Genomic DNA, 25319 nt, shown 5'->3' on the forward strand with positions numbered 1-25319 from the left:
CCGTGCAGGTAGGGCAGGTGCCGCTCATCGGCCGGGCGGCCGATCTCGCAGCGCTCGAGAACGACCTGGCGGTCATCGCCGACGCAGGGCGTGCAGTCGTCATCTCGGGCGACGCCGGCATGGGAAAGACCCGTCTGCTGCGGGAGTTCACCGCGCGGCTCGACGACGCGGTGGTGCTACGTGGCGGCTGCGTGGACTCAGGCCCGGGCCCGGCGCCCCTCGCGGCCATCGCCGACCTCGTGCGGGCGGCGGTGGAAGCTTTCGGCGCCGACGAGGTGCGCGAGGCCGCGGGGCGCGGAGCCGACATCCTGGGCGTTCTCGTTCCGAGCCTGGGCGGCGGGGTCGATGGCGCAGAGCGGCTCGCCGACGTGGTCGTCGAGCTGCTCTCGGCACTGTCTCGCGGGCGCCGGCTGGTGATCGTGGTGGAGGATCTGCACTGGGCCGACGGCACGACGCTCGAGATCGTGGGGCGGCTCGTGCGCCGAGCAGCCACGCTGCCCGTGCTGATCGTGCTCACGTACCGGACGGATGACGTCGGCCGAGGTCACCCGCTTCGCCCCCTGCTCGCAGAGCTCGAGCGCGGACGACTGGTCGCCCATCGGCCGCTTTCGCGGCTGACCGACGCCGAGGCGGGCGCACTTGCCGCGGCGATCGGCGGTGAGACGGTCGCTTCCGAGGTGCTGCGCGACATCGCCGCCCGCAGCGAGGGCATTCCGTTCTACGTGGAGGAGCTCGCGAGTTTCTCGGGCGATCGGCTGCCGACGTCGCTGCGCGACGTGCTCCTGCTCCGCTACGAGGCGCTCGATGCCGCCACCCGGGCGTTCGCGCGCGTCTTGGCGACCGGCGGTGTCGCCGTGCCTCATGCGGTGATGCGCGAGGTGCTGGGAGGCGAGGACCTCGCGTTCGAGACAGCGGTGCGGGCGGGGGTGGACGCCCAGGTGATCGTGGTGCACGACGAGGACTACGCCTTCCGCCACGCGCTGATGCGCGAAGCCGTCTACGCGGAGCTGCTGCCGACGGAGCGTCTGCGCCTCCACGCCGCCTATGCGGCGGCCCTGGAAGCGGTCGCCCCCACTCCGCGCGTGCTCGCGGACATCGCCCACCACTGGTGGGCCGCGCGGGTGCCCGACCGGGCGCTCGCCGCGGCGGTGAACGCGCAGCGGGCGGCCAGCCGCGCGTCCGCGTGGTCGACGGCCGCCGAGGCGGGCGAGCGCGCCCTGGAGCTGTGGGAGACGGTGGCGGATCCGGTCGCCGTGAGCGGGCTCACGTGGGTCGAGCTGCTGCGCCGCACGGCGGCGGTGCTGGTCTCCGCCAACAGGCACGAGCGCGCTCTCGCGTTCGCACGCGAAGCAGTGGCGGCCTGGCCCGAAGGCGACCAGGCGGGGCTGGCCTCCATGCTGGGGCAGCTGGCGACCGTCGAGCTGCAGTCCGGCACCGCGGATGGACTCGAGAGCATCGGGCGGGCCCTCGCGATCCTCGGCGACGGCTCCGAGCACGATCTGCTCCGCGCAGACCTCCTGCTCAGCTCGGCGCGCGTGCACATGCTGAACCGCCGCCCGGTGCTGGGGTGGGACGTGGCGATGGCTGCCAAGGCCACGGCCGAGCCGTTCGCCCAGGCCGGCGACCAGGGCGCGGCCGAGATCGTCGCGCAGGCGCTCCTGATCGCCGCGACGTGCCGGACCGCGAGTGGTGACGCCGACGCTGTAGAGCTCTTCGAAGAGGCGCGACAGCGCTCGGCGGGGTTCGTGCGCGCCATGATGCGCTACTACATCAACTACTCCAACACGCTCATGCTGGTCGGGCGCTACGACGAGGCGGCGGCACTCGCCCGCGAGGGGGTCGAGTACGGCCGGGAGCATTTCGCCGATCGCGGGCCGCTCCTGATGACCGAGGCGAATGTCATCGAGGCGATGATGTACGGCGGTCGTCTGCGCGAAGCGGAGCGCATGGGCGAGCAGCTGGCGCCGCTGATCGAGGCAGGGCTCTTCTCGGCGTTCCTGCGCGAGCGCCTGCTGTGCCTGGCCGTCTGGCGCGGACGCCTCGAAGAGGCCGAGGAGGCGCTGGCCGACGTGCTCCACGAGCTCGCCCCGTTCGGTGTGTACGAATACCAGACCCGACTGGGACTGGCGTACGACCTGGGCGAGCTGGCGCTGGCGCGCGGCGACGCCCGCAGCGCGCTCGAGCACGCCTCCGCGGCGCGGGAGTCCGCGGCCGAGGGCGATGCGCCGCTCGACCTGCCGCTCGCCGCGATCGCCGCGCGAGCCGTCGCGCTGCTGCGTGCGCAGGGCAGCGGCGAGGGCACCGAAGCCGAGCTCGAGCCCTTCCGCGCGATCATCGACCGGCTCACCGGCTGGCCCATCGCCCCGCTGTGGTCTGCGGTCTTCGCCGCCGAACTGGGGGAGGGTCCCTGGAGCGCGGCGGTGGAGTGCGTCGGCCCGGCGTACATCCGGGCCTATGCGATGGTGCGCGACGGCCAGAGCCTCGTCGAGGCCGCGGATCGAGCCGCCGCGCAGCAGCGATTGCAGGCGGCGTGCGCATTCGCAGAGGAGATCGGCGCCGACTACCTCGCTGAGCAGGCCCGCCGGCTGCTCTCCGACGCCGGGCTGTCGGGCGGCAGGGCAGATCCGATTCTCACCTCCCGGGAGGAACAGGTGCTCGGGCTCGTCGCCGAGGGGCTGAGCAACGGACAGATCGCCGACCGCCTGTACATCAGCGCGAAGACCGTGTCGGTGCACGTCTCCGCCATCCTCCGCAAGCTGGGCGCCTCATCGCGAACCGAGGCGGCTGCCATCCACGCGCGCCGCGTCGCCTGAGTCGTGTCGCCCGACGCCCCGCCCCGAGGCGCGGCATCCGCTCGCCGCCTTCACGGCGGGGTTTCGATACGGCTCGTTCCTCGCCTACTCAACCTTGACCCGGCTCGCATCAACGCTCGCTCAGGGCGCGGCTCCTGAGTGGCGAGGAACGAGCCGTATCGAAGGGCGCATTGATCCGAGCCGCGTCAAATGTGGTACTCGGGCGTCGTCAACAGCGCACGGGTGTCATCGCCGGTGCGGCGGGCGCGCGGCTTGGCGGGCACGCCGACGAGCACGCTGTCGGCCGGGGCGTCCTTGGTGACGACGGCGTTGGCGCCGACGACCGACCCCGCTCCGATGGTGATCGGCCCCAGGATCTTGGCACCCGCGCCCACGGCGACGCCGTCTTCGACGGTGGGGTGGCGCTTGCCGCCCTCGCGCTGACGGCCGCCGAGCGTGACGCCGTGGTAGAGCATGACATCGTCACCGACCTCGGCCGTCTCGCCGATGACCACGCCCATGCCGTGGTCGATGAAGAAGCGTCGGCCGATTGTGGCACCGGGATGGATCTCGATGCCCGTGAGCCAGCGGGTGACCTGCGACCCGGCGCGAGCGACGAACCGTGCATCTCGGATCCACAGTGCGTGCCACAGGCGGTGCGCCCAGATGGCGTGAAGGCCGGGGTAGAGCACGGCGATCTCGAGGCCGCCGCGCGCCGCGGGGTCGCGCAGCTTCGCGGCGGCGACATCTTCCCGCACCCTCGCGAGGAATCCGATCCGTTCGTCGGTCACTTGCTGTCCCCTTCGGACTCGGCGACGTGCGCGTAGAGGGCGGTGGAGAGGTAGCGCTCACCGGAGTCGGGCACGATCACGACGATGCGCTGCCCCGCAGCCTCGGGCCGCGCCGCGATCTGGAGCGCGGCCCACACGGCGGCGCCCGCCGACATGCCCGCGAGGATGCCCTCGCGCGCCGCGAGGTCGCGCGCCACCGCGATGGCGTCGTCGAACTCGACGTCGAAGATCTCGTCGACGACCGAGCGATCGAGCACGTCGGGCACGAAGTTGGGTCCGATGCCCTGGATGCGGTGGCCGCCGGCGCGGCCCTCGGTGAGCACGGGGGAGTCCTTCGGCTCGACCAGCACGATCTTGACGTCGGGGTTGCGCTCCTTGAGCACCTGGCCGACGCCCGTGATGGTGCCGCCGGTTCCGGAGCCGGCGACGAACCAGTCGACGTGCCCGTCGGTGTCGCGCCAGATCTCCTCGGCGGTCGTCTTGCGATGGATCGCGGCGTTCGCCTCGTGCTCGAACTGGCGCGCCAGGATGGCGCCGGGCGTCTCGTCCACGATGCGCTTCGCCGTCTCGACGGCCTCGGTCATGCCCTTGTAGGGGTCCGTGAGCACGAGTTCGGCGCCCAGGGCCTTCAGCAGCGTTCGCCGCTCTTTCGACATGGACGCGGGCATGGTGAGGATCACGCGATAGCCGCGCGCGGCGCCGATGAGGGCGAGCGCGATGCCGGTGTTGCCGCTCGTCGACTCGACGATCGTGCCGCCCTGCGGCAGCTCGCCGGCTGCTTCGGCAGCCTCGACGAGCGCGTAGCCCAGGCGGTCCTTGACGGACGACCCGGGGTTGTAGAACTCGAGCTTGGCGAGCACCTCGGCGCCCAGGCCCTCCGTGAGCGCGTTGAGGCGCACCAGCGGAGTGTCACCGAACGCGGTGGTGATGTCGGGATGGATGCCTGGCACGTCGTTGCTCCTCGGTTCGGGCGCGCGGGAAAGACGACGACGGCGCGCCGGCGCCCGAACGGGTCGGGCTGACCGGCGCGCCGTCGTGCGTGTCAATCTTCGCGCAGATCCTCGTACAGCGCGGTCGACAAGTAGCGCTCGCCGAACGAGGGGACGACGACGACGATGTTCTTGCCCGCCGCCTCCGGGCGCGCAGCCACCTGCAGCGCGGCCCAGATGGCGGCGCCGGACGAGATGCCGACGAGGATGCCGTCCTGCGTGCCGACGGCACGCGCGGTCGAGATCGCGTCGGGGAACTCGACGTCGATGACCTCGTCGATGACGCCCCGGTCGAGGATCGCCGGGACGAAGTTCGGCCCGATGCCCTGGATCTTGTGCGGCCCGGGCGTGCCCTTGGTGAGCAGCGGCGAGTCGGCGGGCTCGACGGCGACCACCTTCGCGTCGGGCACGCGCTCCTTCAGCACCTGGCCGACACCCGTGATCGTGCCACCGGTGCCGATGCCGGCGACGAAGTAGTCGACCTTGCCGTCGGTGTCGCGGAGGATCTCCTCGGCGGTGGTCTTGCGGTGGATCTGCACGTTCGCCTGGTTCTCGAACTGGCGGGCGAGGATCGCGCCGGGGATCTCGGCGACGAGCTCCTCCGCCTTCGCGATCGCGCCCTTCATGCCGCCGGCCGGGTCGGTGAGCACGAGCTCGGCGCCGTAGGCCTTCAGCAGCAGGCGGCGCTCGATCGACATCGAAGACGGCATCGCCAGGATGACCTTGTAGCCGCGAGCCGCGCCGACCATCGCGAGCGCGATACCGGTGTTGCCGCTCGTCGCCTCGACGATCGTTCCACCGGGCGGGAGCTCACCGGAGGCCTCGGCGGCGTCGACGATGGCGATGCCGAGCCGGTCCTTGACGCTCGAGGCCGGGTTGTAGAACTCGAGCTTCGCCAGGACGTTCCCGCCGACGCCCTCGGCGACGCGGTTCAGGCGCACCAGCGGCGTGTTGCCGAATGCGGACGTGATGTCGGGGTGAATGCCGGTCATATCGGGCCTTTCGCGGGTTCTCGGCTGATCGACGACCAGCCTAGGGGGCGCGTTTTCCTATGAGTCCTTCTGTGACGGAAGCCTGGCCCTGCCGGGCTATCCTGCCGGACGCCGGCGGGGCGTGCTGATCCGGCCGCCGGAAGCGGCCCGGATCGGGGGATCGCCGGAGAGTCGGCCTAAAGTGGATCGGTCATGCCTTCTCCCGACGATTCCCCGCTGCTGTCCGATGCCGTCGCTCGCTCCGCGGCGCGGCTGGCCGGCGCCGGCATCGCCGACCCGTCCGTCGACGCCGAGCTGCTCGCCGCCTTCGTCCTCGGCACCGGGCGCGGCGAGGTGCAGGCCGGCGCGATCCGCGGTGACCGGATGACGGCGGAAGACGACGCCCGTCTCGGAGAGCTCGTGGCCCGCCGCGCGAGCCGCGAGCCGCTGCAGCACATCACGGGCACCGCGCCGTTCCGCCATCTCGAGCTGCGGGTGGGTCCGGGTGTGTTCGTGCCGCGTCCCGAGACCGAGGTGGTCGCGCAGCTGGCGATCGACGCGCTGCGGGCCACAGCATCCGTCTCTCCCGTGGCCGTGGATCTCGGCACCGGCAGCGGTGCGATCGCGCTCGCCATGGCGACGGAGGTGCCGCACGCACGCGTGTTCGCGGCCGAGAACTCGGTGGACGCCTTCATCTGGACGAAGGAGAACTTCGCCCTGGTCGGTGCTGACAACGCGACGCTCGCCTTCATCGACCTCGCCCACGCCTTCCCCGAGCTCGACGGGACGGTCTCGGTGGTGGCATCCAATCCGCCGTATGTTCCGGATGCTGCGATCCCGCGCGACCCGGAGGTGCGATTCTTCGACCCCCCGGCGGCGCTGTACGGGGGAGAGGACGGTCTCGACGTCATCCGCGTGCTGAGCCGGGCCGGCCTGCGCCTTGCACATCCGGGCGGCATGATCGTCATCGAGCACGGGGAGTGGCAGGGGGAGGCGATCCGCGGGATCCTCGCCGCCGACGGCTGGTACGCCGCCGCGACGCATCCCGACCTCACCATGCGCGACCGCGCCACGACGGCACTCCGGCCCTGATCGCGGGCGGCGACGGTCTGGCACGCCCCGGCGCCGGTCCGCAACGCACAGCCGGCCCAGACTAAACTGTCCGGCGTCATGTCCCCCATCTTCGACTGCCGTGATGAGGCCCAGCTGCTCGCCGGCATGCGCCAGGCACGCCAGGCCATCGCCCGCGGCGAACTCGTCGTCATCCCCACCGACACCGTGTACGGCGTCGCCGCCGACGCCTTCGATCATCGGGCCGTCGCGCGACTGCTCGCTGCCAAGGGCCGCGGGCGTCAGTCGCCGCCGCCGGTGCTCGTCGCCGGCGTGACGACCCTGCGGGCGCTCGTCTCCGAGGTGCCGGAGCCCATCGAGCGCCTCGTGGAGGCCTACTGGCCAGGAGGGCTGACGATCGTGCTGCCGGCGCAGCCGTCCCTGTCGTGGGACCTCGGCGAGACCCGAGGCACCGTCGCCGTGCGCATGCCCGCGCACCGCATCGCCCTGGAGCTGCTCGAAGAGACCGGGCCGCTCGCCGTCTCGAGCGCCAATCTCACCGGCATGGCCGCGGGGATCACGGCCGAGGACGCGCAGGGGATGCTTCAGGACAGCGTCGCGGTCTACCTCGGCGACGGTCCGTCGAAGACGGGCGTGCCGTCCACCATCATCGACGCGACGAGCCTCGTCGGCGGCGACGAGCCGCGCGTCACCGTGCTGAGAGAGGGTGCCGTCAGCCGTGCGCAGCTGCGCGACGTGCTGGGGGACCTCCTCGAGCCGGAGCCCGGTTCCGAGCCGGAGGCCGAGCCCCAGCCTGAGCGCGGGCCGGAGCCCGAGCCCGGATCCCGGTCGGAGCCGGAGCCCGCGCCGGCGCCGGAACCCCGCAGCTCGTGAAGCAGTACGTCTTCACGATCCTTCTGACGGCGGCCGTCACCTTCGTCCTGTCGTGGGCGGTGTGGCGGCTCAGCCTGCGGTACAAGCTGTACCCGGGCATCCGCGAGCGCGACGTGCACACCACGCCGACGCCGCGCCTCGGCGGCATCGCCATGTTCATCGGCGTGCTGGCGGCGTTCGCGGTGTCGTCGCAGCATCCGTATTTCTCCATCGTCTGGGCGCAGCCCCAGCAGATCTACGCCCTTCTGGGCGCCACGGCGCTCATCGTCGTCATCGGCGTGCTCGACGACCTGTGGGATCTCGACTGGATGATCAAGCTCGGCGCCCAGTTTCTCGCGGCCGGTGTCATCGCGTGGTTCGGCCAGCTGCAGATCTACACCCTCCCGCTCGGCGGCATGACGATCTTCTCCAGCTGGGCCAGCTTCACGCTCACGGTGTTCTCGATCGTCGTCGTCATGAACGCCGTCAACTTCATCGACGGGCTCGACGGGCTCGTCGCGGGCGTGTGCCTCATCGCCAACGCGGTGTTCTTCGCGTACTCGTACATGGTGTTCCGCGACATCGGCTCCAGCACGTACTTCACGCTGTCGTCGCTCATCGCCGCCGTGCTCATCGGCGCGTGCATCGGCTTCCTGCCCCTGAACTGGAGCCCGGCCCGACTGTTCATGGGCGACGCCGGCGCGCTCATGCTGGGACTCCTCATGGCGTGCTCGGCGATCTCCATCACCGGCAACTTCGATCCCGCCATGATCGCCGACAACGATGCGTTCGGCCGGTCGCAGCTGCTGGGTGCCTTCATCCCGATCCTGCTTCCCGTCGTCGTCGTCCTGCTGCCGCTGCTCGACTTCGGCCTGGCGGTCATCCGCCGGATGAGCAGGGGCAAGTCACCCTTCTCGCCGGATCGCAAGCACCTGCATCACCGCATGCTCGACATGGGGCACACCGACCGCGACGCCGTGCTGATCTTCTACGCCTGGACGACGCTCGTGAGTCTCTCGGTGCTGCTGATGTACATCGGCACGACCCTGCAGTGGCCCGGCGATTATCTGTTCGGCGTGCTCTACGGCGTCGTCGGCATCGCCGCGTGCCTCGTCGTCACCTTCAGCCCTTCACACCGTCGTGCCCCCGCGCGACCGGCCGCCGCCGTACCCGAAGCACGGCCAGACCCCGCGCCCGCACAGGAGGACGCCCGATGAGTACTACGCCGAACCCCCGCACGCCCGTCTCCAGCACCCCCATCCTGCGCACCGTCCTGGTGTGGTCGGGGTCGGTCACCGCCATCCTCGCCGTCGCCGGCGCGGTCGTCGGGTACCTGGTGGCAGGCGTCGACGGGCTGTGGAGCGCGCTGGCCGGCGTCCTCATCGCCGCGCTGTTCCTCGGCATCACGGCAGCGAGCATCCTCATCGCCAACCGCTGGTTCGGTGACGCCCTCTACGTGCCCATCTTCTTCGGGATCGTGCTCGGCGGCTGGATCCTCAAGTTCGTGGTGTTCCTCGTCGCGCTGTTCGTGCTCCGCGACCAGCCCTGGATCGTCGGACCGGTCTTCTTCCTCGCGCTCGTCGCGAGCGTGCTCGCCTCGCTCGCCATCGATGTCGTGGTGCTGATGCGCATGAGGGTGCCCCACGTGAGCGACGTCCAGCTCCCCACGGACCCGGATGCCGGCGACCGCACCGACGAGGACCCCCGGGCCTCCTGAGCCCCCGGCCCGCGGATTCAGCCACCTCACAAGTTTGATAGGGTGGGTCTGCGCCCGCCCGCTCACCTCGTGAACGCTTGCGGAGTGACGCTCATCGACCATCGTCGCAACGGTTCTCGACCGGTGCCCCGAAGCTGGAGCCAGCGCTGTTTACTCATGCTGCGACCCTGATCGCCCCCTTGGCCACGGATGAACCGCCCGTCTTCCACGGGCCGTCGATCAACGAGTTCTTCCCCGATACGCTCTTCTACGCCTTCGGCACGGTTCCGATCACCCGGATCCACCTGATCCAGTTCCTCGCGACGGCCGGGGTGGTCCTGATCTTCTGGCTCGGCACGCGGCGCATGCGGGTCGTGCCCGGCCGATTCCAGAGCCTGGTCGAGATGGGCCTGGACTTCGTCCGGGTCAACATCGGCGAAGACCTGCTCGGCAAGAAGGACGCCCAGCGCTTCCTGCCGATCCTCACCACGATCTTCTTCATGGTGCTGTTCATGAACATCACGGGCATCATCCCGTTCCTGAACATCGCGGGCACCAGCATCATCGCGGTGCCGCTCACCCTGGCGGTCGTGAGCTACGTCACGTTCATCTACGCCGGCATCAAGAAGAGTCCCGGCAACTTCTTCAAGAACTCGCTCTTCCCCTCGGGCGTGCCGTGGCCGATCTACATCATCGTCACGCCGATCGAGCTGATCTCGACGTTCATCATCCGTCCGATCACGCTGACGCTCCGACTCCTCATGAACATGATGGTCGGCCACCTGCTGCTGGTCCTCTTCTTCGCCGCGACGCAGTTCTTCGTCGTCGAGCTCGGCGGCTGGTGGACGGTCCTCGGCGCGGGCAGCCTCGCGTTCGGCTTCGTCTTCACCCTGTTCGAAATCCTGGTGGCGGTCCTCCAGGCATACGTCTTCGCCCTTCTCACCGCGGTCTACATCCAGCTCGCGGTCGCTGAAGAGCACTGAAAGCGGGACGGCTGCAGAGCCGCCCACAACCGAAAGGAAACACCCCCGTGGACGCAACTACGGTTCTCGCAGAGGTCAGCGGCAACGTCGCGACGATGGGCTACGGCCTCGCCGCGATCGGCCCGGCCATCGGCGTGGGCATCGTCGTCGGCAAGACGATCGAGGGCGTCGCCCGCCAGCCCGAGCTCGCCGGTCGCCTGCAGGTGCTCATGTGGATCGGTATCGCCTTCACCGAGGCGCTGGCCTTCATCGGCATCGCGACCTACTTCATCTTCGTCTGATCGCCGAAACACAGTCCTAAGGAGACAGGATGCTGCACGCTCTTGTCGCGTACGCCGCGGAAGAGGGGGAGACTCACAACCCCCTGCTGCCCGCGTGGTACGACATCATCTGGTCGTCGGTGTGCTTCATCGTCATCCTCATCATCTTCTGGAAGGTCGCTCTTCCCCGGATGAAGAAGCTGCTCGACGAGCGCTCCGCTGCCATCGAGGGCAACATCGCGAAGGCCGACGAGGCACAGCGCAAGGCCGAGGCGGCACTCGAGGAGTACACGGCCCAGCTGGCCGACGCCCGCAAGGAGGCCGGCGAGATCCGCGACGCCGCGCGTGAGGACGGCAAGAAGATCGTCGCCGAGGCGAAGGAGACCGCTTCGGCGGAGGCCGCTCGCCTGACCTCGACCGCTCACGCTCAGATCGAGGCCGAGCGCCAGACCGCCCTCGTGTCGCTGCGCAGCGAAGTGGGCACCTTGGCCCTCGACCTCGCCGGCGGCGTGATCGGCGAGACGCTGTCCGACGACAAGAAGGCTCAGGCCGTCGTCGACCGCTTCCTCGCCGAGCTCGAGGAGTCCGAAGGGGCGAAGGCGTAATGGGCAGCGCGACCACTCAAGCGCTGGCGGCGACGACGACGGCGTTCGACGCCGCGTCGGGCGTCGACCTCGACGTCGCCCGCGAGCTGTTCGCCGTGGCGCGCGCCGTGGGCGACTCGCCGCAGCTGAGCGGCGCGCTCGCCGACTCCGCCGCGTCGGCCGAGGCTCGCCGGAAGGTCGTCTTCGACGTGTTCGGCAGGGCCGTCAAGCCCGTGACGGCATCGCTGCTGGCGACCGCGGTCGCGCAGCGCTGGTCCTCGGCCGACGACCTGGTCGACGGCATCGAGGAGCTCGCGGTGCGCGCCGCGGCGGTCGCCGACGCGGACGCCGACGTCGAGGCCGAGCTCTTCGCGTTCTCGCGGACCGTAGCCGACAACCCCGAGCTCGAGCTCGCACTGGGCAGCCGTCTGGGCGGCTCCGACGCGAAAGGCACGCTCGTCGAGTCCCTGCTCGAGGGCCGCGTGAGCGCCGCGACGATGCTCATCGCGGTATCCCTGATCCGCCAGCCCCGCGAGCGCCGCGTGCGTCAGCTGCTGTCGCGTGCGACGAAGCTGGTCGCCGATCAGCGCGGCCGCGCGGTCGCGACCGTCGTGGCGGCTGCGCCGCTCAGCGCGGCGCAGCGCGAGCGCCTGAGCGCGGCGCTCAGCAAGCGCTACGGGACGAAGGTGTCGCTGAACACCGTCGTCGACCCGACCGTCGTCGGTGGCGTGCGCGTGCAGATCGCGGACGACGTGATCGACGCGAGCGTCTCGTCTCGCCTGGCCGACCTCCGTCAGCGGCTCGCCGGCTGACACAGACTTCCCGCACCGCGGAGATTTCGGGGCCGAGGCCCCATGAACGAAGGAAAACAATGGCAGATCTCTCTATCAGCCCCGACGTCATCCGTGACGCGCTGAAGGACTTCGTCGCCGCCTACGAGCCCACCGGGGCTGCGGCCACCGAGGTCGGCACGGTCGTCGACGCCGCTGACGGCATCGCCCACGTCGAGGGCCTGCCCGGTGTCATGGCGAACGAGCTCGTGACGTTCGAGGACGGCACGCAGGGCCTCGCGCTGAACCTGGACGAGCACGAGATCGGTGTGGTGGTCCTGGGCGACTTCGCCGGCGTCGAGGCCGGCAAGCAGGTCACGCGCACCGGCGAGGTGCTCTCGGTGGCCGTCGGCGACGGCTACCTCGGTCGCGTCGTCGACCCGCTCGGCAACCCGATCGACGGTCTCGGCGAGATCGCGACGGTCGGTCGCCGTGCCCTCGAGCTCCAGGCGCCCGGTGTGATGCAGCGCAAGAGCGTGCACGAGCCGCTGCAGACCGGCATCAAGGCCATCGACGCGATGATCCCCGTCGGCCGCGGTCAGCGCCAGCTCATCATCGGCGACCGCCAGACCGGCAAGACGGCGATCGCGATCGACACGATCATCAACCAGAAGGCCAACTGGGAGTCGGGCGACGTCGACAAGCAGGTGCGCTGCATCTACGTCGCCATCGGCCAGAAGGGCTCTACGATCGCGGCCGTGAAGGGCGCGCTCGAAGACGCCGGTGCGCTGGAGTACACGACGATCGTCGCGGCTCCCGCCTCCGACCCCGCGGGCTTCAAGTACCTCGCGCCGTACACCGGCTCGGCCATCGGCCAGCACTGGATGTACGAGGGCAAGCACGTCCTCATCATCTTCGACGACCTGTCGAAGCAGGCCGAGGCCTACCGCGCCGTGTCGCTGCTCCTCCGCCGCCCGCCGGGCCGCGAGGCGTACCCCGGTGACGTCTTCTACCTGCACTCGCGTCTGCTCGAGCGCTGCGCGAAGCTCTCGGACGAGCTGGGTGCCGGTTCGATGACGGGCCTCCCGATCATCGAGACGAAGGCCAACGACGTCTCGGCGTACATCCCGACCAACGTGATCTCGATCACCGACGGCCAGATCTTCCTGCAGTCCGACCTGTTCAACGCCAACCAGCGTCCCGCGGTCGACGTCGGCATCTCGGTGTCGCGCGTCGGCGGTGACGCCCAGGTCAAGTCGATCAAGAAGGTCTCGGGCACGCTCAAGCTCGAGCTGGCCCAGTACCGCTCGCTCGAGGCGTTCGCGATGTTCGCGAGCGACCTGGACGCGGCATCCCGTCGTCAACTCGCCCGCGGTGCGCGCCTGACCGAGCTGCTCAAGCAGCCGCAGTACTCGCCGTACCCGGTGGAGGAGCAGGTCGTCTCGATCTGGGCCGGCACCAACGGCAAGCTCGACTCGATCGAGGTCGAGGACGTGCTGTCGTTCGAGCGCGAGCTGCTGGACTACCTTCGTCGCAACACCACGATCCTCGACACGCTGCGCGAGACGAACGTCCTCGACGACGACACGGTCGCGGAGCTGACGAAGAAGACCGACGACTTCATCCTCGAGTTCCAGGCCGGCAAGGGCCAGGCCATCGGCAAGCCCGGCCACGAAGAGGTCGCGGCGGCGCAGGCCGACGACGTGAACCAGGAGAAGATCGTCAAGGGCCGCCGCTAAGGCGGGCCGGGGCTAGCACCATGGGCGCACAACTCCGGGTCTACAAGCAGAAGATCAGCTCTGCTCAGACGACCAAGAAGATCACGAAGGCGATGGAGCTCATCGCGGCTTCGCGCATCCAGAAGGCGATGGCGCGTGTGCGCGCGTCGTCGCCCTTCGCGCGTGCCGTGACCCGTGCCGTCTCCGCGGTGGCGACGCACTCCAACGTCGACCACCCGCTGACCGTCGAACGCGAGACGATACGCCGCTCTGCGGTCGTGATCTTCTCGTCGGACCGCGGCCTCGCGGGTGCGTTCAACTCGCAGATCCTGCGAGAGGGTCTCGAGCTGGCGCAGCTGCTGCGCGAGGAGGGCCGGGAGCCGGTGTTCTACCTCGTCGGCCGCAAGGCCGTCGGGTACTTCCAGTTCCGTCGCATGCAGAGCGCGGCGGAGTGGACCGGCGACACCGACACGCCTCACTTCACGACGGCCGAGGAGATCGCGGCGACCCTGCTCGACGCGTACGATCGCGGCGGCGAAGCCAACGGCGTCGACGAGATCCACCTCGTGTACAACCGCTTCGTCAGCATGATGACGCAGACGCCCGAGACCGTGCGCCTGCTGCCGCTCGAGGTCGTCGAGGCCGAGGAGTCCGCGTCGGCGGCGGTGTATCCGCTGTACGAGTTCGAGCCGGACGCCGAGACCGTGCTCGACGCCCTTCTGCCGGTGTACATCCAGAGCCGCGTCTTCAACGCCCTCCTGCAGTCGTCGGCGGCGAAGCACGCCGCGACGCAGAAGGCGATGAAGTCGGCCAGCGACAACGCCGACAAGCTCATCACCGACTACACGCGCCTGCGCAACAACGCGCGCCAGGCCGAGATCACGCAGCAGATCGCCGAGATCGTCGGCGGCGCCGACGCGCTGTCGTCGGGCAAATAGACCACACGAAAGAGAAGAAGCCATGAGCCTCACCGCTGACAAGACCGAGACGGCGGTCGTCGGGCGCGTCGCCCGCGTCACCGGACCCGTCGTCGACATCGAGTTCCCGCACGACTCGATCCCCGACATCTACAACGCGCTGAAGACGACGATCACGATCGGCGAGGAGTCGACCGAGATCACCCTCGAGGTCGCGCAGCACCTCGGTGACGACCTCGTCCGAGCCATCTCGCTCAAGCCCACCGACGGCATGGTGCGCGGCCAGGAGGTGCGCAACACCGGCGGCCCGATCACGGTCCCCGTCGGCGACGTCACCAAGGGCAAGGTGTTCAACGTCACCGGTGACGTGCTGAACGCCGCTCCCGGTGAGACCGTCGAGGTCACCGAGCGCTGGGGCATCCACCGCCAGGCGCCGTCGTTCGACCAGCTCGAGTCGAAGACCGAGATGTTCGAGACCGGCATCAAGAGCATCGACCTGCTCACCCCGTACGTGCAGGGTGGAAAGATCGGCCTCTTCGGCGGTGCCGGCGTCGGCAAGACCGTGCTCATCCAGGAGATGATCCAGCGCGTGGCGCAGGACCACGGTGGTGTGTCGGTGTTCGCCGGTGTCGGCGAGCGCACCCGTGAGGGCAACGACCTCATCGGCGAGATGGAGGAGGCGGGCGTCTTCGACAAGACCGCGCTCGTCTTCGGCCAGATGGACGAGCCGCCGGGGACGCGTCTGCGCGTCGCCCTGTCGGCCCTCACCATGGCCGAGTACTTCCGCGACGTGCAGAAGCAGGACGTGCTGCTCTTCATCGACAACATCTTCCGCTTCACGCAGGCCGGTTCCGAGGTCTCGACGCTGCTCGGCCGCATGCCGTCCGCGGTGGGCTACCAGCCGAACCTCGCCGACGAGATGGGCGTGCTCCAGGAACGCATCACCTCGACGCGCGGTCACTCGATCACCTCGCTCCAGGCGATCTACGTCCCCGCCGACGACTACACCGACCCGGCGCCCGCGACCACGTTCGCGCACCTCGACGCCACCACGGAGCTCTCCCGCGAGATCGCGTCGAAGGGTCTGTACCCGGCCATCGACCCGCTCACCTCGACGAGCCGCATCCTGGACCCGCGCTACATCGGCGAGGATCACTACCGCGTGGCCACCGCCGTGAAGCAGATCCTGCAGAAGAACAAGGAGCTGCAGGAGATCATCGCGATCCTCGGTGTCGACGAGCTCTCGGAAGAGGACAAGATCGTCGTCGCCCGCGCGCGCCGCATCCAGCAGTTCCTCTCGCAGAACACCTACATGGCGAAGAAGTTCACCGGTGTCGAAGGCTCCACGGTCCCGATCAAGGAGACCATCGAGTCGTTCGACGCCATTGTGAAGGGCGACTTCGACCATGTCGCCGAGCAGGCGTTCTTCAACGTCGGCGGCATCTCCGACGTCGAGGAGCAGTGGGCGCGCATCCAGAAGGAGAACGGCTGATCATGCCGCTCAAGGTGAGTCTCGTCTCCGCCGATGCGGAGGTCTGGTCGGGGGAGGCGTCTCTCGTCGTCGCCAAGACCGTCGAGGGTGAGATCGGCTTCATGACCGGTCACGAGCCGGTGCTCGCCATCCTCGCCGAGGGCCAGGTGCGCATCACGCAGACCTCGGGCGCGAAGATCATCGCCAACGCGCAGGACGGGTTCCTGTCGATGGAGGGCGACGACCTCACGATCGTGGCCGGAAACGCCGCTCTGATCTCCTGATCGGGAAACATTCGCACTCGGCCGGTCCCCACGGGGCCGGCCGAGTCGTTTCATCCGGCGAGTCCCGAGAGACGGAGAGCCATGTTGATCTTGCTGCCACCTTCCGGAACCATCTTCCGTTGCGGGCGCAGAGCGCCCTACCCGACAACCGCCGCGGCCATATGTTGATTCTTCTGCCACCGTCCGAGACCAAGAAGACGGGCGGGTCGGGGCCGCCGCTGGACCTGGCGACTCTGGCGTTGCCGCAGCTGGCGCCGCCGCGCGACGCCGCCGTGACCGCCCTCGTGGCGCTGTCCGCCCACGAGGACGAAGCCGCGCGCGTGCTCAAGCTCGGTCCGAAGCAGCGCGGCGAGGTCGCCGTCAACGCTGCGCTGCGCGAACAGCCAACGATGGCGGCGATCGATCGCTACACCGGGGTGCTCTTCGATGCGCTGGGCGCGGCATCCGTCTCCGCTCCCGGTCGCCGCTGGCTGGGCGCCCACGTCCTCGTGCACTCCGCTCCGTTCGGGCCTGTCGGTGCGCTCGACATGATCCCCGCGTACCGACTGGGCGCCGCGACGTCCCTGCCGGGGCTTCCCTCGCTCCGCCGCCTGTGGGCGGCCGAGGTGACAGGCGCGCTCTCGACGCTCGCGCCCCGCTTCATCCTCGATCTGCGGTCCGAGGCGTATGTCGCCCTCGGGCCCGTGCCCGCCGGCATCCCGTCGCGGTACATCCGGGTCGTGAACGAGGGGGCCGACGGGATCGTCCGCGCCCTGAACCACTTCAACAAGCACGCGAAAGGCGCGCTCGTGCGGCGGCTCGCGGAGGACCGTCCCCGGATCGGGTCGGCGGCCGGCTTCCTTTCATGGGCGGATGCCGCGGGCCTGCGCGTGCGCGAGACCGACGGCGCGGAGCTCGAGCTCTTCGCCTGAGTCGGCTGCGGCGGACTACGCCGGAGTGCGCACCGCGGAGAAGCGGTTGCGGCGGCGGAGCGCGAAGCCGAGCCGCTCGTACGCGGCGATCGCGCCCACATTCGACGCCGCGGCGTGCAGCAGGGCGCGATCGCCGCGCTCCTGAATGTGGAAGGCCACGTCCAGCACCAGACGCGACGCGAGTCCCTGCCGCCGGTGGTCTGCGTCGACGGCCACCGCGCTGATCTCGGTCCATCCCTCCGGATGGAGGCGTTCGCCCGCCATCGCGATGAGGCGCCCCTCGCGACGGATGCCGACATAGCGCCCCAGCTCGTACGTCCGCGGGCGGAACGGGCCCGGCTGGTTGCGCTCGACGATCGCGAGCATGTCGGGCACGTCGTCGGCGCCGAGGAGGATTGCCTCGGGATCCGGGCGCGGCGACAGAGCATCGGTCTGCACGAGCTGGACGCCAGCGCCCTCGCCGACCACCTCCCAGCCGTCCGGCACGGCGCCGTCGTACCCCGAGAGCCCGATCTCCGCCGCCGGTCCGACGAGTTCTCGCAGCGCCGGCCACACGTCCGGGTCGTCCCACGTGCGGACCGCGACGAACGGGGCGACGTCGGCCGGATAGCGGCGCACGAGGTCATTGCCGATGGCGAAGGCGGCGTGGGGCCCCGTCAGCGCGTGCCAGGGGGCGTTGTCGAGCACTGCCGCGTCGGCGTGCGGGGCGTCCAGAAGGGTGGCGGAGGCGGGATCGGGCACGGGTCCACTGTGCGCCTCATGCTCGACGCCCCGCAACGCCGCCTGTCACCCCGCGCAACACACGATGCCGCGGCATCCATCCTCCATCCTCCATCCTCCATCCGGAGGCGGAGGCGACCGCGGGACCCGCTTTCCGCGCGTTGCGTCAGCGCCGCATGTGCTCGGCGGTGCGCTCGGTGTTCTCGGCGATCGCGATGAGAGCGACGACGGCTTCAATCACGAACCTCAGCAGGATGATCGCGAGGAACGTGATCACCGGAACGACGATGATCGTCGCGACGAGGCCGCTGATGCCGGCGCCGACGTTCAACCACATGACCGAGATGGCGCTCAGGATGCCGCCCACGAAGTAGACGATGAACCCGATGCCGATGGCGATGAGTCCCACGAGATAGAACACGCTCGCGAGGCGGCGCGTGATGAACGTGCGGAACGAGAGATCGAAAAGGGCGGCGAAGAAGCCCTTGCCCACGTCGGAGACCTCCCCGCGGACCGTCGGCACGCCGGTGTCGTCCGGATCGGACGCCCGCGCGGCGTCGGCGGCCGACTGGGGAGGCAGGGGCGGAGGCGTCTGCGCGGGCGGAGTCTGGTCTGTCATGGCGGCCCTTCCGGTCGGGAGTTGTGCTCAGGCTATCCACCCACGCCCCGAGGAGGCCATCCCCCCGGTTGCCGCGCCAATGCTGACAGTTGGCTGAGAGCCTCGCTAGCATGTGTCCAACGGAGCAGGGGCTTCGTTGGGCGCGCCGCGGCGCGTCTCGAATCGACTCTCTCGGAGGTCGCTCCACATGGACTACAACGACGGCGGGGCAGGGGCGCTCATCGCGTTCTGGCTGCTCATCGGCCCAATCATCTTCCTGTTCGCGATCGCCGGTTATGTCATCGGCTCGTGGTTCCTCATGAAGGTGTTCGACAAGGCGGGCGTGCAGGGTCGCTGGCGCGCATGGGTGCCCGTCTACAACTCGATGGTGGCGGCAAAGCTCGGCGACCTGTCGCCGTGGGTGATGCTCGGTGCGATGCTCGTCGCCGGCTTCCTCGGGCAGATCCCGGTCATCGGCTGGATCCTCAGCCTCGTCGGCCTCGCCGCATGGGTGCTGTCCGGCTGGCGGATTCAGGCCAAGCTCGGCAAGGATTGGCCGCTGCTGCTGCTGTGGCTGATCCCCGGTGTCGGCACGCTGATCTGGCTCGGCATCCTCGCGTTCGACAGCTCCCGCTGGAACCCGAACATCGCGCCGTCACCGTGGCGCAACTCGTTCCTCAAGGACACGACGGTGTGGCAGGGCGTTCCCGTGCAGCCCGACCAGGCGGCGGCCACTCAGGGCCAGGCACCGGGCTACCCGGCGACCGCGGCCGGCTACGGCGCACCGGCGGCCTACGAGCCCCCGGCAGGTTACGCGGCGCCGCCCGCTCCGCCCGCCGGCTACACGCCGCCGCCCGCGCCGCCCGCCGGCTACACGCCGTCGCCCGCGGCCGCGCCCGGCGCGGCGCCGGCCGGCCCGCCGGCCGCCGAGCAGCCTCCCGTGGCTCCGCCGGCCGCCGAGCAGCCTCCGGTCAACCGCCCTCCGGCGACCGAGCCGCCCGCGACCGAGCCGCCGGCCGCGGAGCCGCCGGCACCCGAGCCGCCCCGGCCGTGACGCCTTCGACAGCCCCTCGCCCCGATGGCGAGGGGCTGTCGTCTGCCTCGGGGCGAGGCATCCGTCGCCGCGGCTAACGTGGACGCATGACCTCGACTGTTCCGCTGCGCCGTGTCGGCGCGTCCGGCCTTCTCGTGTCCGCCGTCGGCCTCGGCTGCAACAACTTCGGCCGCCCGGGCACGCGCACCGAGACGCGGAACGGCACACGGGACGTGCTGGATGCCGCGATCGACGCCGAGGTGACCTTCCTCGATACCGCCGACATGTACGGCGGCGATCCGGGCCAGTCCGAGACGCTGATGGGCGAGGCGCTCACGGGGCGTCGCGACCGTGTCGTGCTGGCGACGAAGTTCGGCCACCCGGGCCGCGACATGGGCTACCCGCCCTCCGGCGCGAAGGGCTCGCGCTCGTACGTGCGCCGTGCCGTCGAGGCATCCCTCACCCGTCTGCAGACCGACTGGATCGACCTCTACCAGCTGCACGTGCCCGACGACGACACCCCGCTCGAAGAGACGCTCGACGCGCTCGGCGATCTCGTGCGCGAGGGCAAGGTGCGCTACATCGGCCACTCGAACTTCTCGGGATGGCAGATCGCCGAGGGCCATTTCACCGCTCTCATACGACACGGCGTGCCGTTCGTGTCGGCACAGAACCAGTACAGCCTGCTCGCGCGAGGGGCCGAGAAGGACGTACTCGGGGCGGTCGAGCGGTTCGGCCTGGGCTTCTTTCCCTACTTTCCGCTGCACAACGGTCTTCTCACGGGCAAGTTCACGCGGGATGACGCACCCGCCGACACGAGGATCATCCGGCAGCGCCGCCACATCTACGACGACGCCCCGTGGGACGAGCTCGAGGCGTATCAGGCGTTCTGCGACGAGCGGGGGATCACCATGGTGGAAGCGACGTTCGGCTGGTTGCTCTCGCACCGCGCGATCTCGAGTGTGATCGCGGGCGCGACGACCCCCGAGCAGGTGCAGGCGAACGCCGCGGCGGCGACGGCATGGACGCCGACGGCCGCGGATCTCGCGGCCATCGACGAGTTCTTCCCGCCCGCCGAGGCCCTCGCCTGAGCGCACCCCACCGTCGTCGCGGCCAGTTCGCGCACGGCGTACGCGGCGCACTGTCGAGGCGGGCCGCTCAGGCGTAGCCTCGCTTTCCGTGCGCGGTCCGTGAGAGCGGGCGACGCCGCGCGCCGGAAAGGGCGTCGTGCTCGGAAAGCTCCTGGTGCGGTATCTCAGTCCCGCGTGGCCTCTCATCGTCGCGGTGGTCGTCTTCCAGCTGGCGCAGTCGATCGCGTCGCTCTGGCTGCCGACGCTCAACGCCGACATCATCGACAACGGCGTCGTCACCGGCGACATCCCGTACATCTGGTCCACGGGCGGCGTGATGCTGATCGTGAGCCTGGTGCAGGTGGTCTGCGCGATCATCGCGGTGTACTTCGGCTCGCGACTGGCGATGGGGATGGGCCGCGATCTGCGCGGCGACCTCTTCCATCGGGTGGTGGCGTTCTCGCAGCGCGAGGTCGGGCAGTTCGGAGCGCCCTCCCTCATCACCCGCAACACCAACGACGTGCAGCAGGTGCAGATGCTCGTCCAGGTGTCGGCGACCCTGATGATCTCGGCACCCATGCTCGCCATCGGCGGCGTCATCATGGCGATCAGCCAGGACGTCGGGCTGTCATGGCTGATGGCGGTGGCGATCCCGGTGCTGCTCATCATCGTGGGGCTGATCGTGTGGCGGATGGTGCCCGCGTTCACTCAGATGCAGAAGCGCATCGACCGGGTGAACCAGATCATGCGGGAGCAGCTGAGCGGCATCCGGGTGGTGCGCGCGTTCGTGCGCGAGCGTCACGAGCGCGCACGGTTCGAGGCCGCGAGCGACGACGTGATGCAGACCGGTCTGCGGGCGGGCAACCTCATGGCGCTGATGTTCCCCGCGGTCATGCTGGTCATGAATCTCTCGAGCGTTGCCGTGATCTGGTTCGGCGCGTCCCAGGTGCAGAGCAGCGGCGTCCAGATCGGAACGCTGTTCGCCTTTCTCACCTACCTCATGCAGATCCTCATGGGCGTGATGATGGCGACCTTCATGTTCGTCATGATCCCGCGCGCGGCGGTGTGCGCCAACCGCATCGGCGAGGTGTTCGACACCGCCCCGTCCGTGTCGTCACCGGCGGCCGCGGCATCCGCTCCCGCTCCGGTCGGCCGCATCGAGTTCGACCATGTCGACTTCGCCTACCCGGGCGCCGAAGACGCCGTGCTGCACGACCTCACGTTCACCGTCGAGCCCGGCACGACCACCGCGATCATCGGCTCGACCGGCGCGGGGAAGACGACACTCGTCAGCCTCGTGCCGCGCCTCTTCGACGTGACGGCCGGAAGCGTCCGCGTCGACGGCGTCGACGTTCGCGACTACGACCCCGATGAGCTGTGGACGCGTGTCGGGCTGGTGCCGCAGCGGGCGTTCCTCTTCTCGGGCAGCATTGCGTCGAACCTCCGCTACGGCGATCGTGACGCGACCGATGAGAACCTGTGGAACGCACTCGAGCTCGCGCAGGCCGCGGACTTCGTGCGTGCCATGCCCGAAGGTCTCGACGCCCAGATCGCGCAGGGCGGCACGAACGTCTCGGGCGGTCAGCGGCAGCGGCTGGCGATCGCGCGTGCCCTCGTGAAACGCCCCGAGACGTACATCTTCGACGACTCCTTCTCGGCCCTCGATCTGAGGACGGATGCAGCGCTGCGCCGCGCGCTCGATACGCATCTGCCCGACGCCACCCGGCTGGTCGTCGCGCAGCGCGTCTCGACGATCCAGCACGCGGACCAGATCGTGGTGCTCGAGCACGGCCGCATCGTGGGAATCGGCACGCACGACGAGCTCGTCGACACCTGTGAGACCTACCGCGAGATCGTCGAGTCGCAGCTCGCGGCGGAGGCGGCGGCATGAGCGGCTCGGGGCGCGGTCCAGCGCGGATGCCGATGCAGCGCGGGCCCATGGGCCAGGTCTCAGGCGGCGAGAAGGCGCAGAACTTCGGCCCGAGCGCCAAGCGGCTCCTTGCCACGCTGCGGTCCGACACGCCGAGGCTCATGCTCGTGCTGGTGTTCAGCATCCTGTCGGTCACCCTCTCGGTGATCGGCCCGAAGCTGCTCGGCGAAGGCACCAACATCGTGTTCGCGGGATTCGTCTCGCTGCAGGTGCCCGCGGGGGTGACCAAGCAGCAGGTGGTCGATCAGCTGGCGGCCTCGGGCAACCAGGACCAGGCCAACATGATCGCGGCCATGGACTTCGTGCCCGGCGCCGGCGTCGACTTCGAGCAGCTCGCGCGACTGCTTTCGCTGGTGCTCGCGGTCTACGTCTTCGCGAGCATCTTCGGGTGGCTGCAGGCGCGCATCCTCAACGGCGTCGTCCAGCGGGCCATGCACCGCCTGCGGCTGCAGGTCGAGGACAAGGTGCAGCGCCTGCCGCTGTCGTACTTCGATCGCGTGCAGCGGGGCGAGCTGCTCAGCCGCGTCACCAACGACGTCGACAACATCGGGCAGACGATGCAGCAGACGCTGTCGCAGGTGGTGATCTCGCTCCTGACGGTGATCGGCGTGCTGACGATGATGTTCATCATCTCCCCGCTCCTCGCGGTGATCGCCCTCGTCACCATCCCGCTCACGCTCCTCATCACGGTGCTGGTCGCCCGGCGATCGCAGAAGCTCTTCGTGCAGCAGTGGAAGACGACGGGCATCCTCAACGCCCGAGTCGAAGAGACGTTCTCGGGGCACTCCATCGTGAAGGTGTTCGGCCACCAGAAGGAGGTCGAGGCGGACTTCCGCGACGAGAACGAGGAGCTCTACCGCACGAGCTTCGGCGCGCAGTTCCTCTCGGGCGTGATCATGCCCGCCATGATGTTCGTCGGAAACCTGGTCTACGTGGCCATCGCAGTGGTGGGCGGCCTGCAAGTGGCCGCGGGGCTCATGTCGATCGGCGACGTGCAGGCCTTCATCCAGTACTCCCGTCAGTTCACCCAGCCGCTCAGCCAGCTGGGCTCCATGGCGAACCTGCTGCAGTCCGGCGTCGCGAGCGCCGAGCGCGTGTTCGAGCTGCTCGACGAGGAGGAGCAGGCTCCCGACGACGAGCCGGCGCAGACGGCGCCGGGCTCGGCGAGCAACCTCGAGTTCGAGAACGTGTCGTTCCGCTACGTCCCCGACAAGCCGCTCATCGATGGGCTCAGCCTCGCGGCACGTCCGGGCAGCACCGTGGCCATCGTCGGGCCGACCGGTGCCGGCAAGACGACCCTGGTGAACCTCGTCATGCGCTTCTACGACGTCGACGCCGGACGCATCTCCCTCGACGGCGTCGACACGCGTCGCATGACGCGCGACGACCTCCGCGCCCGCACCGGAATGGTTCTGCAGGACACCTGGCTGTTCGCCGGCACCATTCGGGAGAACATCGCCTACGGCCGGCCGGACGCCTCGGAGGAGGAGATCGTCGCCGCCGCCACCGCCGCCTATGTCGACCGGTTCGTGCATGCGCTGCCCGACGGTTACGACACGATGCTCGACGATGAGGCGACCAACCTCAGTGTGGGGGAGCGGCAGCTCGTCACCATCGCCCGTGCGTTCCTCGCCGACCCGCGGATCCTCATCCTCGACGAGGCGACATCATCGGTCGACACCCGCACCGAGCTGCTCATCCAGCGGGCGATGTCGCGGCTCCGCGAGGATCGCACCGCTTTCGTGATCGCCCACCGGCTGTCGACGATCCGGGATGCCGACCTCATCCTCGTGATGGAGAACGGCGCGATCGTGGAACAGGGGTCGCACGCCGAGCTGCTGGCGAAGAAGGGCGCGTACTGGCGCCTCTACAATGCCCAGTTCGAGGGGGCGCTCGAGGAAGAGGACGCCGTCCAGGCGCCCACGGTGCGGCTCTCGCCGCCGCCGACGACGGGGCAGATCGTGGTGGAGGCGCTCGCGGAGTCGGAAGACGTCGGCGAGGAGCCCACTAGGATGTGAGAACGCGCGGGCGAAGGGCTCCGGCGTAATCCGACCGTGAGGACAGGGCGTGCCCGAGCTATCCACTCAGTCCCTCGCCGTTCCGGTCCCCGGTGGCGAGCTGGAGCTGTCGTGGGCCGCCGTCACCGACACCGGCCGTCGTCGCGAGGTCAACCAGGACGCGGTCTTCGCGGCGTACCCGCTGTTCGTGGTCGCCGACGGCATGGGCGGGCACGTGGGCGGCGAGATCGCGAGCGCCAGCACGATCGACCGTCTGCGCGCCGTGGCCGACAGCGGTCACGTCACCCCGAAGACGATCGAGAAGGCGCTCGCCCGCGCCGTCAAAGACATCGCGTCTCACCCGGACGCGACCGACGACGGCACCGGCACCACGGTGACGGGCGTCTTCCTCGACACGTCGGGGGACGCTGCGCACTGGGTCACGCTCAACATCGGCGACTCGCGGGTGTACCTGCTCCGCGACGGGGCGATCGTGCAGATCACCACCGACCACTCCGTCGTACAGGAACTCGTCGCCGCCGGCCGGCTGAGCCCGGAAGAAGCAGAGAACCACCCGTACGGCAACGTCATCACGCGCGCCGTGGGTCCGAGCGACGGCGTCACGCCGGACTACGTGCGTCTCGACGTCGTGCAGGGCGACCGGTTCGTGATCTGCTCGGATGGGCTCACGAAGGAGCTCACCGACTACGGCATCCGTCACTTCCTCGACGAGAACGCCGACCCCGCCGATGCTGCCGCGGCGATGCTGGACGCGGCGCTGGAGAACGGCGGCCGCGACAACATCACGATCATCGTGCTCGACGTCGGTCATCCGGCGTCCGATGCGGACGGTGAAGGCTCGTCCTCCGACGACTCCTCCACAGACGACGCCTGACGCGGGATATCCACAG

Annotated in this window: 24 protein-coding genes; 19 read left to right on the plus strand and 5 right to left on the minus strand. The window is 69.6% G+C overall.

Annotation, left to right across the window (positions count from 1 at the left end; all coding sequences use genetic code 11):
* The first annotated feature begins 2 nt into the window (after positions 1 to 2).
* Complete coding sequence (locus tag ACN9MP_RS05870; protein WP_426324442.1) at positions 3 to 2813, plus strand: ATP-binding protein; 2811 nt, start codon at positions 3 to 5, stop codon at positions 2811 to 2813.
* Positions 2814 to 2998: 185 nt separating this feature from the next.
* On the opposite strand, the gene epsC is transcribed toward ACN9MP_RS05870, so the two are convergent.
* From epsC to cysK (ACN9MP_RS05885), 3 genes are all read right to left on the minus strand, one after another.
* On the minus strand, positions 2999 to 3583 hold the full coding sequence (epsC, locus tag ACN9MP_RS05875; RefSeq protein ID WP_426324444.1) for a serine O-acetyltransferase EpsC: 585 nt from the start codon (positions 3581 to 3583) through the stop codon (positions 2999 to 3001).
* Positions 3580 to 4533: a cysteine synthase A gene (gene cysK / locus ACN9MP_RS05880; RefSeq protein ID WP_426324446.1), complete on the minus strand. Its 954-nt coding sequence runs from the start codon at positions 4531 to 4533 to the stop codon at positions 3580 to 3582. The genes epsC and cysK (ACN9MP_RS05880) overlap by 4 nt, the downstream gene beginning before the upstream one ends.
* A gap of 92 nt (positions 4534 to 4625) precedes the next feature.
* Positions 4626 to 5564, minus strand: coding sequence for a cysteine synthase A (gene cysK, locus ACN9MP_RS05885; RefSeq protein ID WP_426324448.1), 939 nt, complete (start codon positions 5562 to 5564; stop codon positions 4626 to 4628).
* Positions 5565 to 5756: 192 nt separating this feature from the next.
* Between cysK (ACN9MP_RS05885) and prmC the strand changes: the two genes are divergently transcribed.
* The 13 genes from prmC to ACN9MP_RS05950 all read left to right on the plus strand — a co-directional run bounded on the left by prmC (position 5757) and on the right by ACN9MP_RS05950 (position 17060).
* Positions 5757 to 6635 carry a peptide chain release factor N(5)-glutamine methyltransferase gene (prmC, locus tag ACN9MP_RS05890; RefSeq protein WP_426324450.1) on the plus strand — a complete coding sequence of 293 codons (879 nt, stop codon included), beginning with the start codon at positions 5757 to 5759 and terminating at the stop codon, positions 6633 to 6635.
* 78 nt (positions 6636 to 6713) lie between these two features.
* Complete coding sequence (locus ACN9MP_RS05895) at positions 6714 to 7487, plus strand: L-threonylcarbamoyladenylate synthase (protein ID WP_426324452.1); 774 nt, start codon at positions 6714 to 6716, stop codon at positions 7485 to 7487.
* On the plus strand, positions 7484 to 8683 hold the full coding sequence (locus ACN9MP_RS05900) for an MraY family glycosyltransferase (RefSeq protein WP_426324454.1): 1200 nt from the start codon (positions 7484 to 7486) through the stop codon (positions 8681 to 8683). The genes ACN9MP_RS05895 and ACN9MP_RS05900 overlap by 4 nt, the downstream gene beginning before the upstream one ends.
* Complete coding sequence (locus tag ACN9MP_RS05905; protein ID WP_426324456.1) at positions 8680 to 9183, plus strand: hypothetical protein; 504 nt, start codon at positions 8680 to 8682, stop codon at positions 9181 to 9183. The genes ACN9MP_RS05900 and ACN9MP_RS05905 overlap by 4 nt, the downstream gene beginning before the upstream one ends.
* Positions 9184 to 9362: 179 nt before the next feature.
* Entirely contained in the window at positions 9363 to 10145 is a 783-nt protein-coding gene (gene atpB / locus ACN9MP_RS05910) for a F0F1 ATP synthase subunit A (RefSeq protein ID WP_426324458.1), read from the plus strand.
* A gap of 47 nt (positions 10146 to 10192) precedes the next feature.
* The gene (atpE, locus tag ACN9MP_RS05915; RefSeq protein WP_109210051.1) at positions 10193 to 10426 is read left to right on the plus strand and encodes an ATP synthase F0 subunit C; all 234 of its coding nucleotides are present in this window, start codon (positions 10193 to 10195) and stop codon (positions 10424 to 10426) included.
* Between the two features lie 29 nt (positions 10427 to 10455).
* Positions 10456 to 11010, plus strand: a complete 555-nt coding sequence (locus ACN9MP_RS05920; protein WP_426324460.1) for a F0F1 ATP synthase subunit B — start codon at positions 10456 to 10458, stop codon at positions 11008 to 11010.
* Positions 11010 to 11801 carry a F0F1 ATP synthase subunit delta gene (locus tag ACN9MP_RS05925; RefSeq protein WP_426324462.1) on the plus strand — a complete coding sequence of 264 codons (792 nt, stop codon included), beginning with the start codon at positions 11010 to 11012 and terminating at the stop codon, positions 11799 to 11801. Before ACN9MP_RS05920 ends, ACN9MP_RS05925 begins: the two co-directional genes overlap by 1 nt.
* Positions 11802 to 11860: 59 nt before the next feature.
* On the plus strand, positions 11861 to 13498 hold the full coding sequence (atpA, locus tag ACN9MP_RS05930; protein WP_426324464.1) for a F0F1 ATP synthase subunit alpha: 1638 nt from the start codon (positions 11861 to 11863) through the stop codon (positions 13496 to 13498).
* Between the two features lie 20 nt (positions 13499 to 13518).
* Positions 13519 to 14415, plus strand: coding sequence for a F0F1 ATP synthase subunit gamma (locus ACN9MP_RS05935; protein WP_426324466.1), 897 nt, complete (start codon positions 13519 to 13521; stop codon positions 14413 to 14415).
* Positions 14416 to 14437: 22 nt separating this feature from the next.
* A complete protein-coding gene (atpD, locus tag ACN9MP_RS05940) occupies positions 14438 to 15886 on the plus strand; it encodes a F0F1 ATP synthase subunit beta (protein WP_426324468.1) in 1449 nt (482 codons plus the stop codon).
* A gap of 2 nt (positions 15887 to 15888) precedes the next feature.
* Positions 15889 to 16149 (plus strand): F0F1 ATP synthase subunit epsilon, encoded by a 261-nt coding sequence (locus ACN9MP_RS05945; RefSeq protein WP_426324470.1) that lies wholly within the window; start codon positions 15889 to 15891, stop codon positions 16147 to 16149.
* A 161-nt stretch (positions 16150 to 16310) separates the two neighbouring features.
* The gene (locus ACN9MP_RS05950) at positions 16311 to 17060 is read left to right on the plus strand and encodes a YaaA family protein (RefSeq protein WP_426324472.1); all 750 of its coding nucleotides are present in this window, start codon (positions 16311 to 16313) and stop codon (positions 17058 to 17060) included.
* 15 nt (positions 17061 to 17075) lie between these two features.
* Here ACN9MP_RS05950 and ACN9MP_RS05955 read toward each other — a convergent pair whose 3' ends face one another.
* Positions 17076 to 17801 (minus strand): GNAT family N-acetyltransferase, encoded by a 726-nt coding sequence (locus tag ACN9MP_RS05955; protein WP_426324474.1) that lies wholly within the window; start codon positions 17799 to 17801, stop codon positions 17076 to 17078.
* A 145-nt stretch (positions 17802 to 17946) separates the two neighbouring features.
* On the minus strand, positions 17947 to 18399 hold the full coding sequence (locus ACN9MP_RS05960) for a DUF4282 domain-containing protein (RefSeq protein WP_426324476.1): 453 nt from the start codon (positions 18397 to 18399) through the stop codon (positions 17947 to 17949).
* Positions 18400 to 18586: 187 nt separating this feature from the next.
* On the opposite strand from ACN9MP_RS05960, the gene ACN9MP_RS05965 reads away from it, so the two are divergent.
* From ACN9MP_RS05965 to ACN9MP_RS05985, 5 genes are all read left to right on the plus strand, one after another.
* Positions 18587 to 19432, plus strand: coding sequence for a large exoprotein (locus ACN9MP_RS05965; RefSeq protein ID WP_426324478.1), 846 nt, complete (start codon positions 18587 to 18589; stop codon positions 19430 to 19432).
* An 86-nt stretch (positions 19433 to 19518) separates the two neighbouring features.
* On the plus strand, positions 19519 to 20502 hold the full coding sequence (locus ACN9MP_RS05970) for an aldo/keto reductase (RefSeq protein ID WP_426324480.1): 984 nt from the start codon (positions 19519 to 19521) through the stop codon (positions 20500 to 20502).
* Positions 20503 to 20638: 136 nt separating this feature from the next.
* Positions 20639 to 22372 carry an ABC transporter ATP-binding protein gene (locus tag ACN9MP_RS05975; RefSeq protein WP_426324482.1) on the plus strand — a complete coding sequence of 578 codons (1734 nt, stop codon included), beginning with the start codon at positions 20639 to 20641 and terminating at the stop codon, positions 22370 to 22372.
* Complete coding sequence (locus ACN9MP_RS05980) at positions 22369 to 24429, plus strand: ABC transporter ATP-binding protein (protein WP_426324484.1); 2061 nt, start codon at positions 22369 to 22371, stop codon at positions 24427 to 24429. Before ACN9MP_RS05975 ends, ACN9MP_RS05980 begins: the two co-directional genes overlap by 4 nt.
* 49 nt (positions 24430 to 24478) lie before the next feature.
* Positions 24479 to 25303, plus strand: a complete 825-nt coding sequence (locus ACN9MP_RS05985) for a PP2C family protein-serine/threonine phosphatase (RefSeq protein ID WP_426324487.1) — start codon at positions 24479 to 24481, stop codon at positions 25301 to 25303.
* Positions 25304 to 25319 lie beyond the last annotated feature (16 nt).

Origin of the sequence: Microbacterium sp. E-13, assembly GCF_049912955.1 — a bacterium.
Taxonomy (GTDB): Bacteria; Actinomycetota; Actinomycetes; order Actinomycetales; family Microbacteriaceae; genus Microbacterium.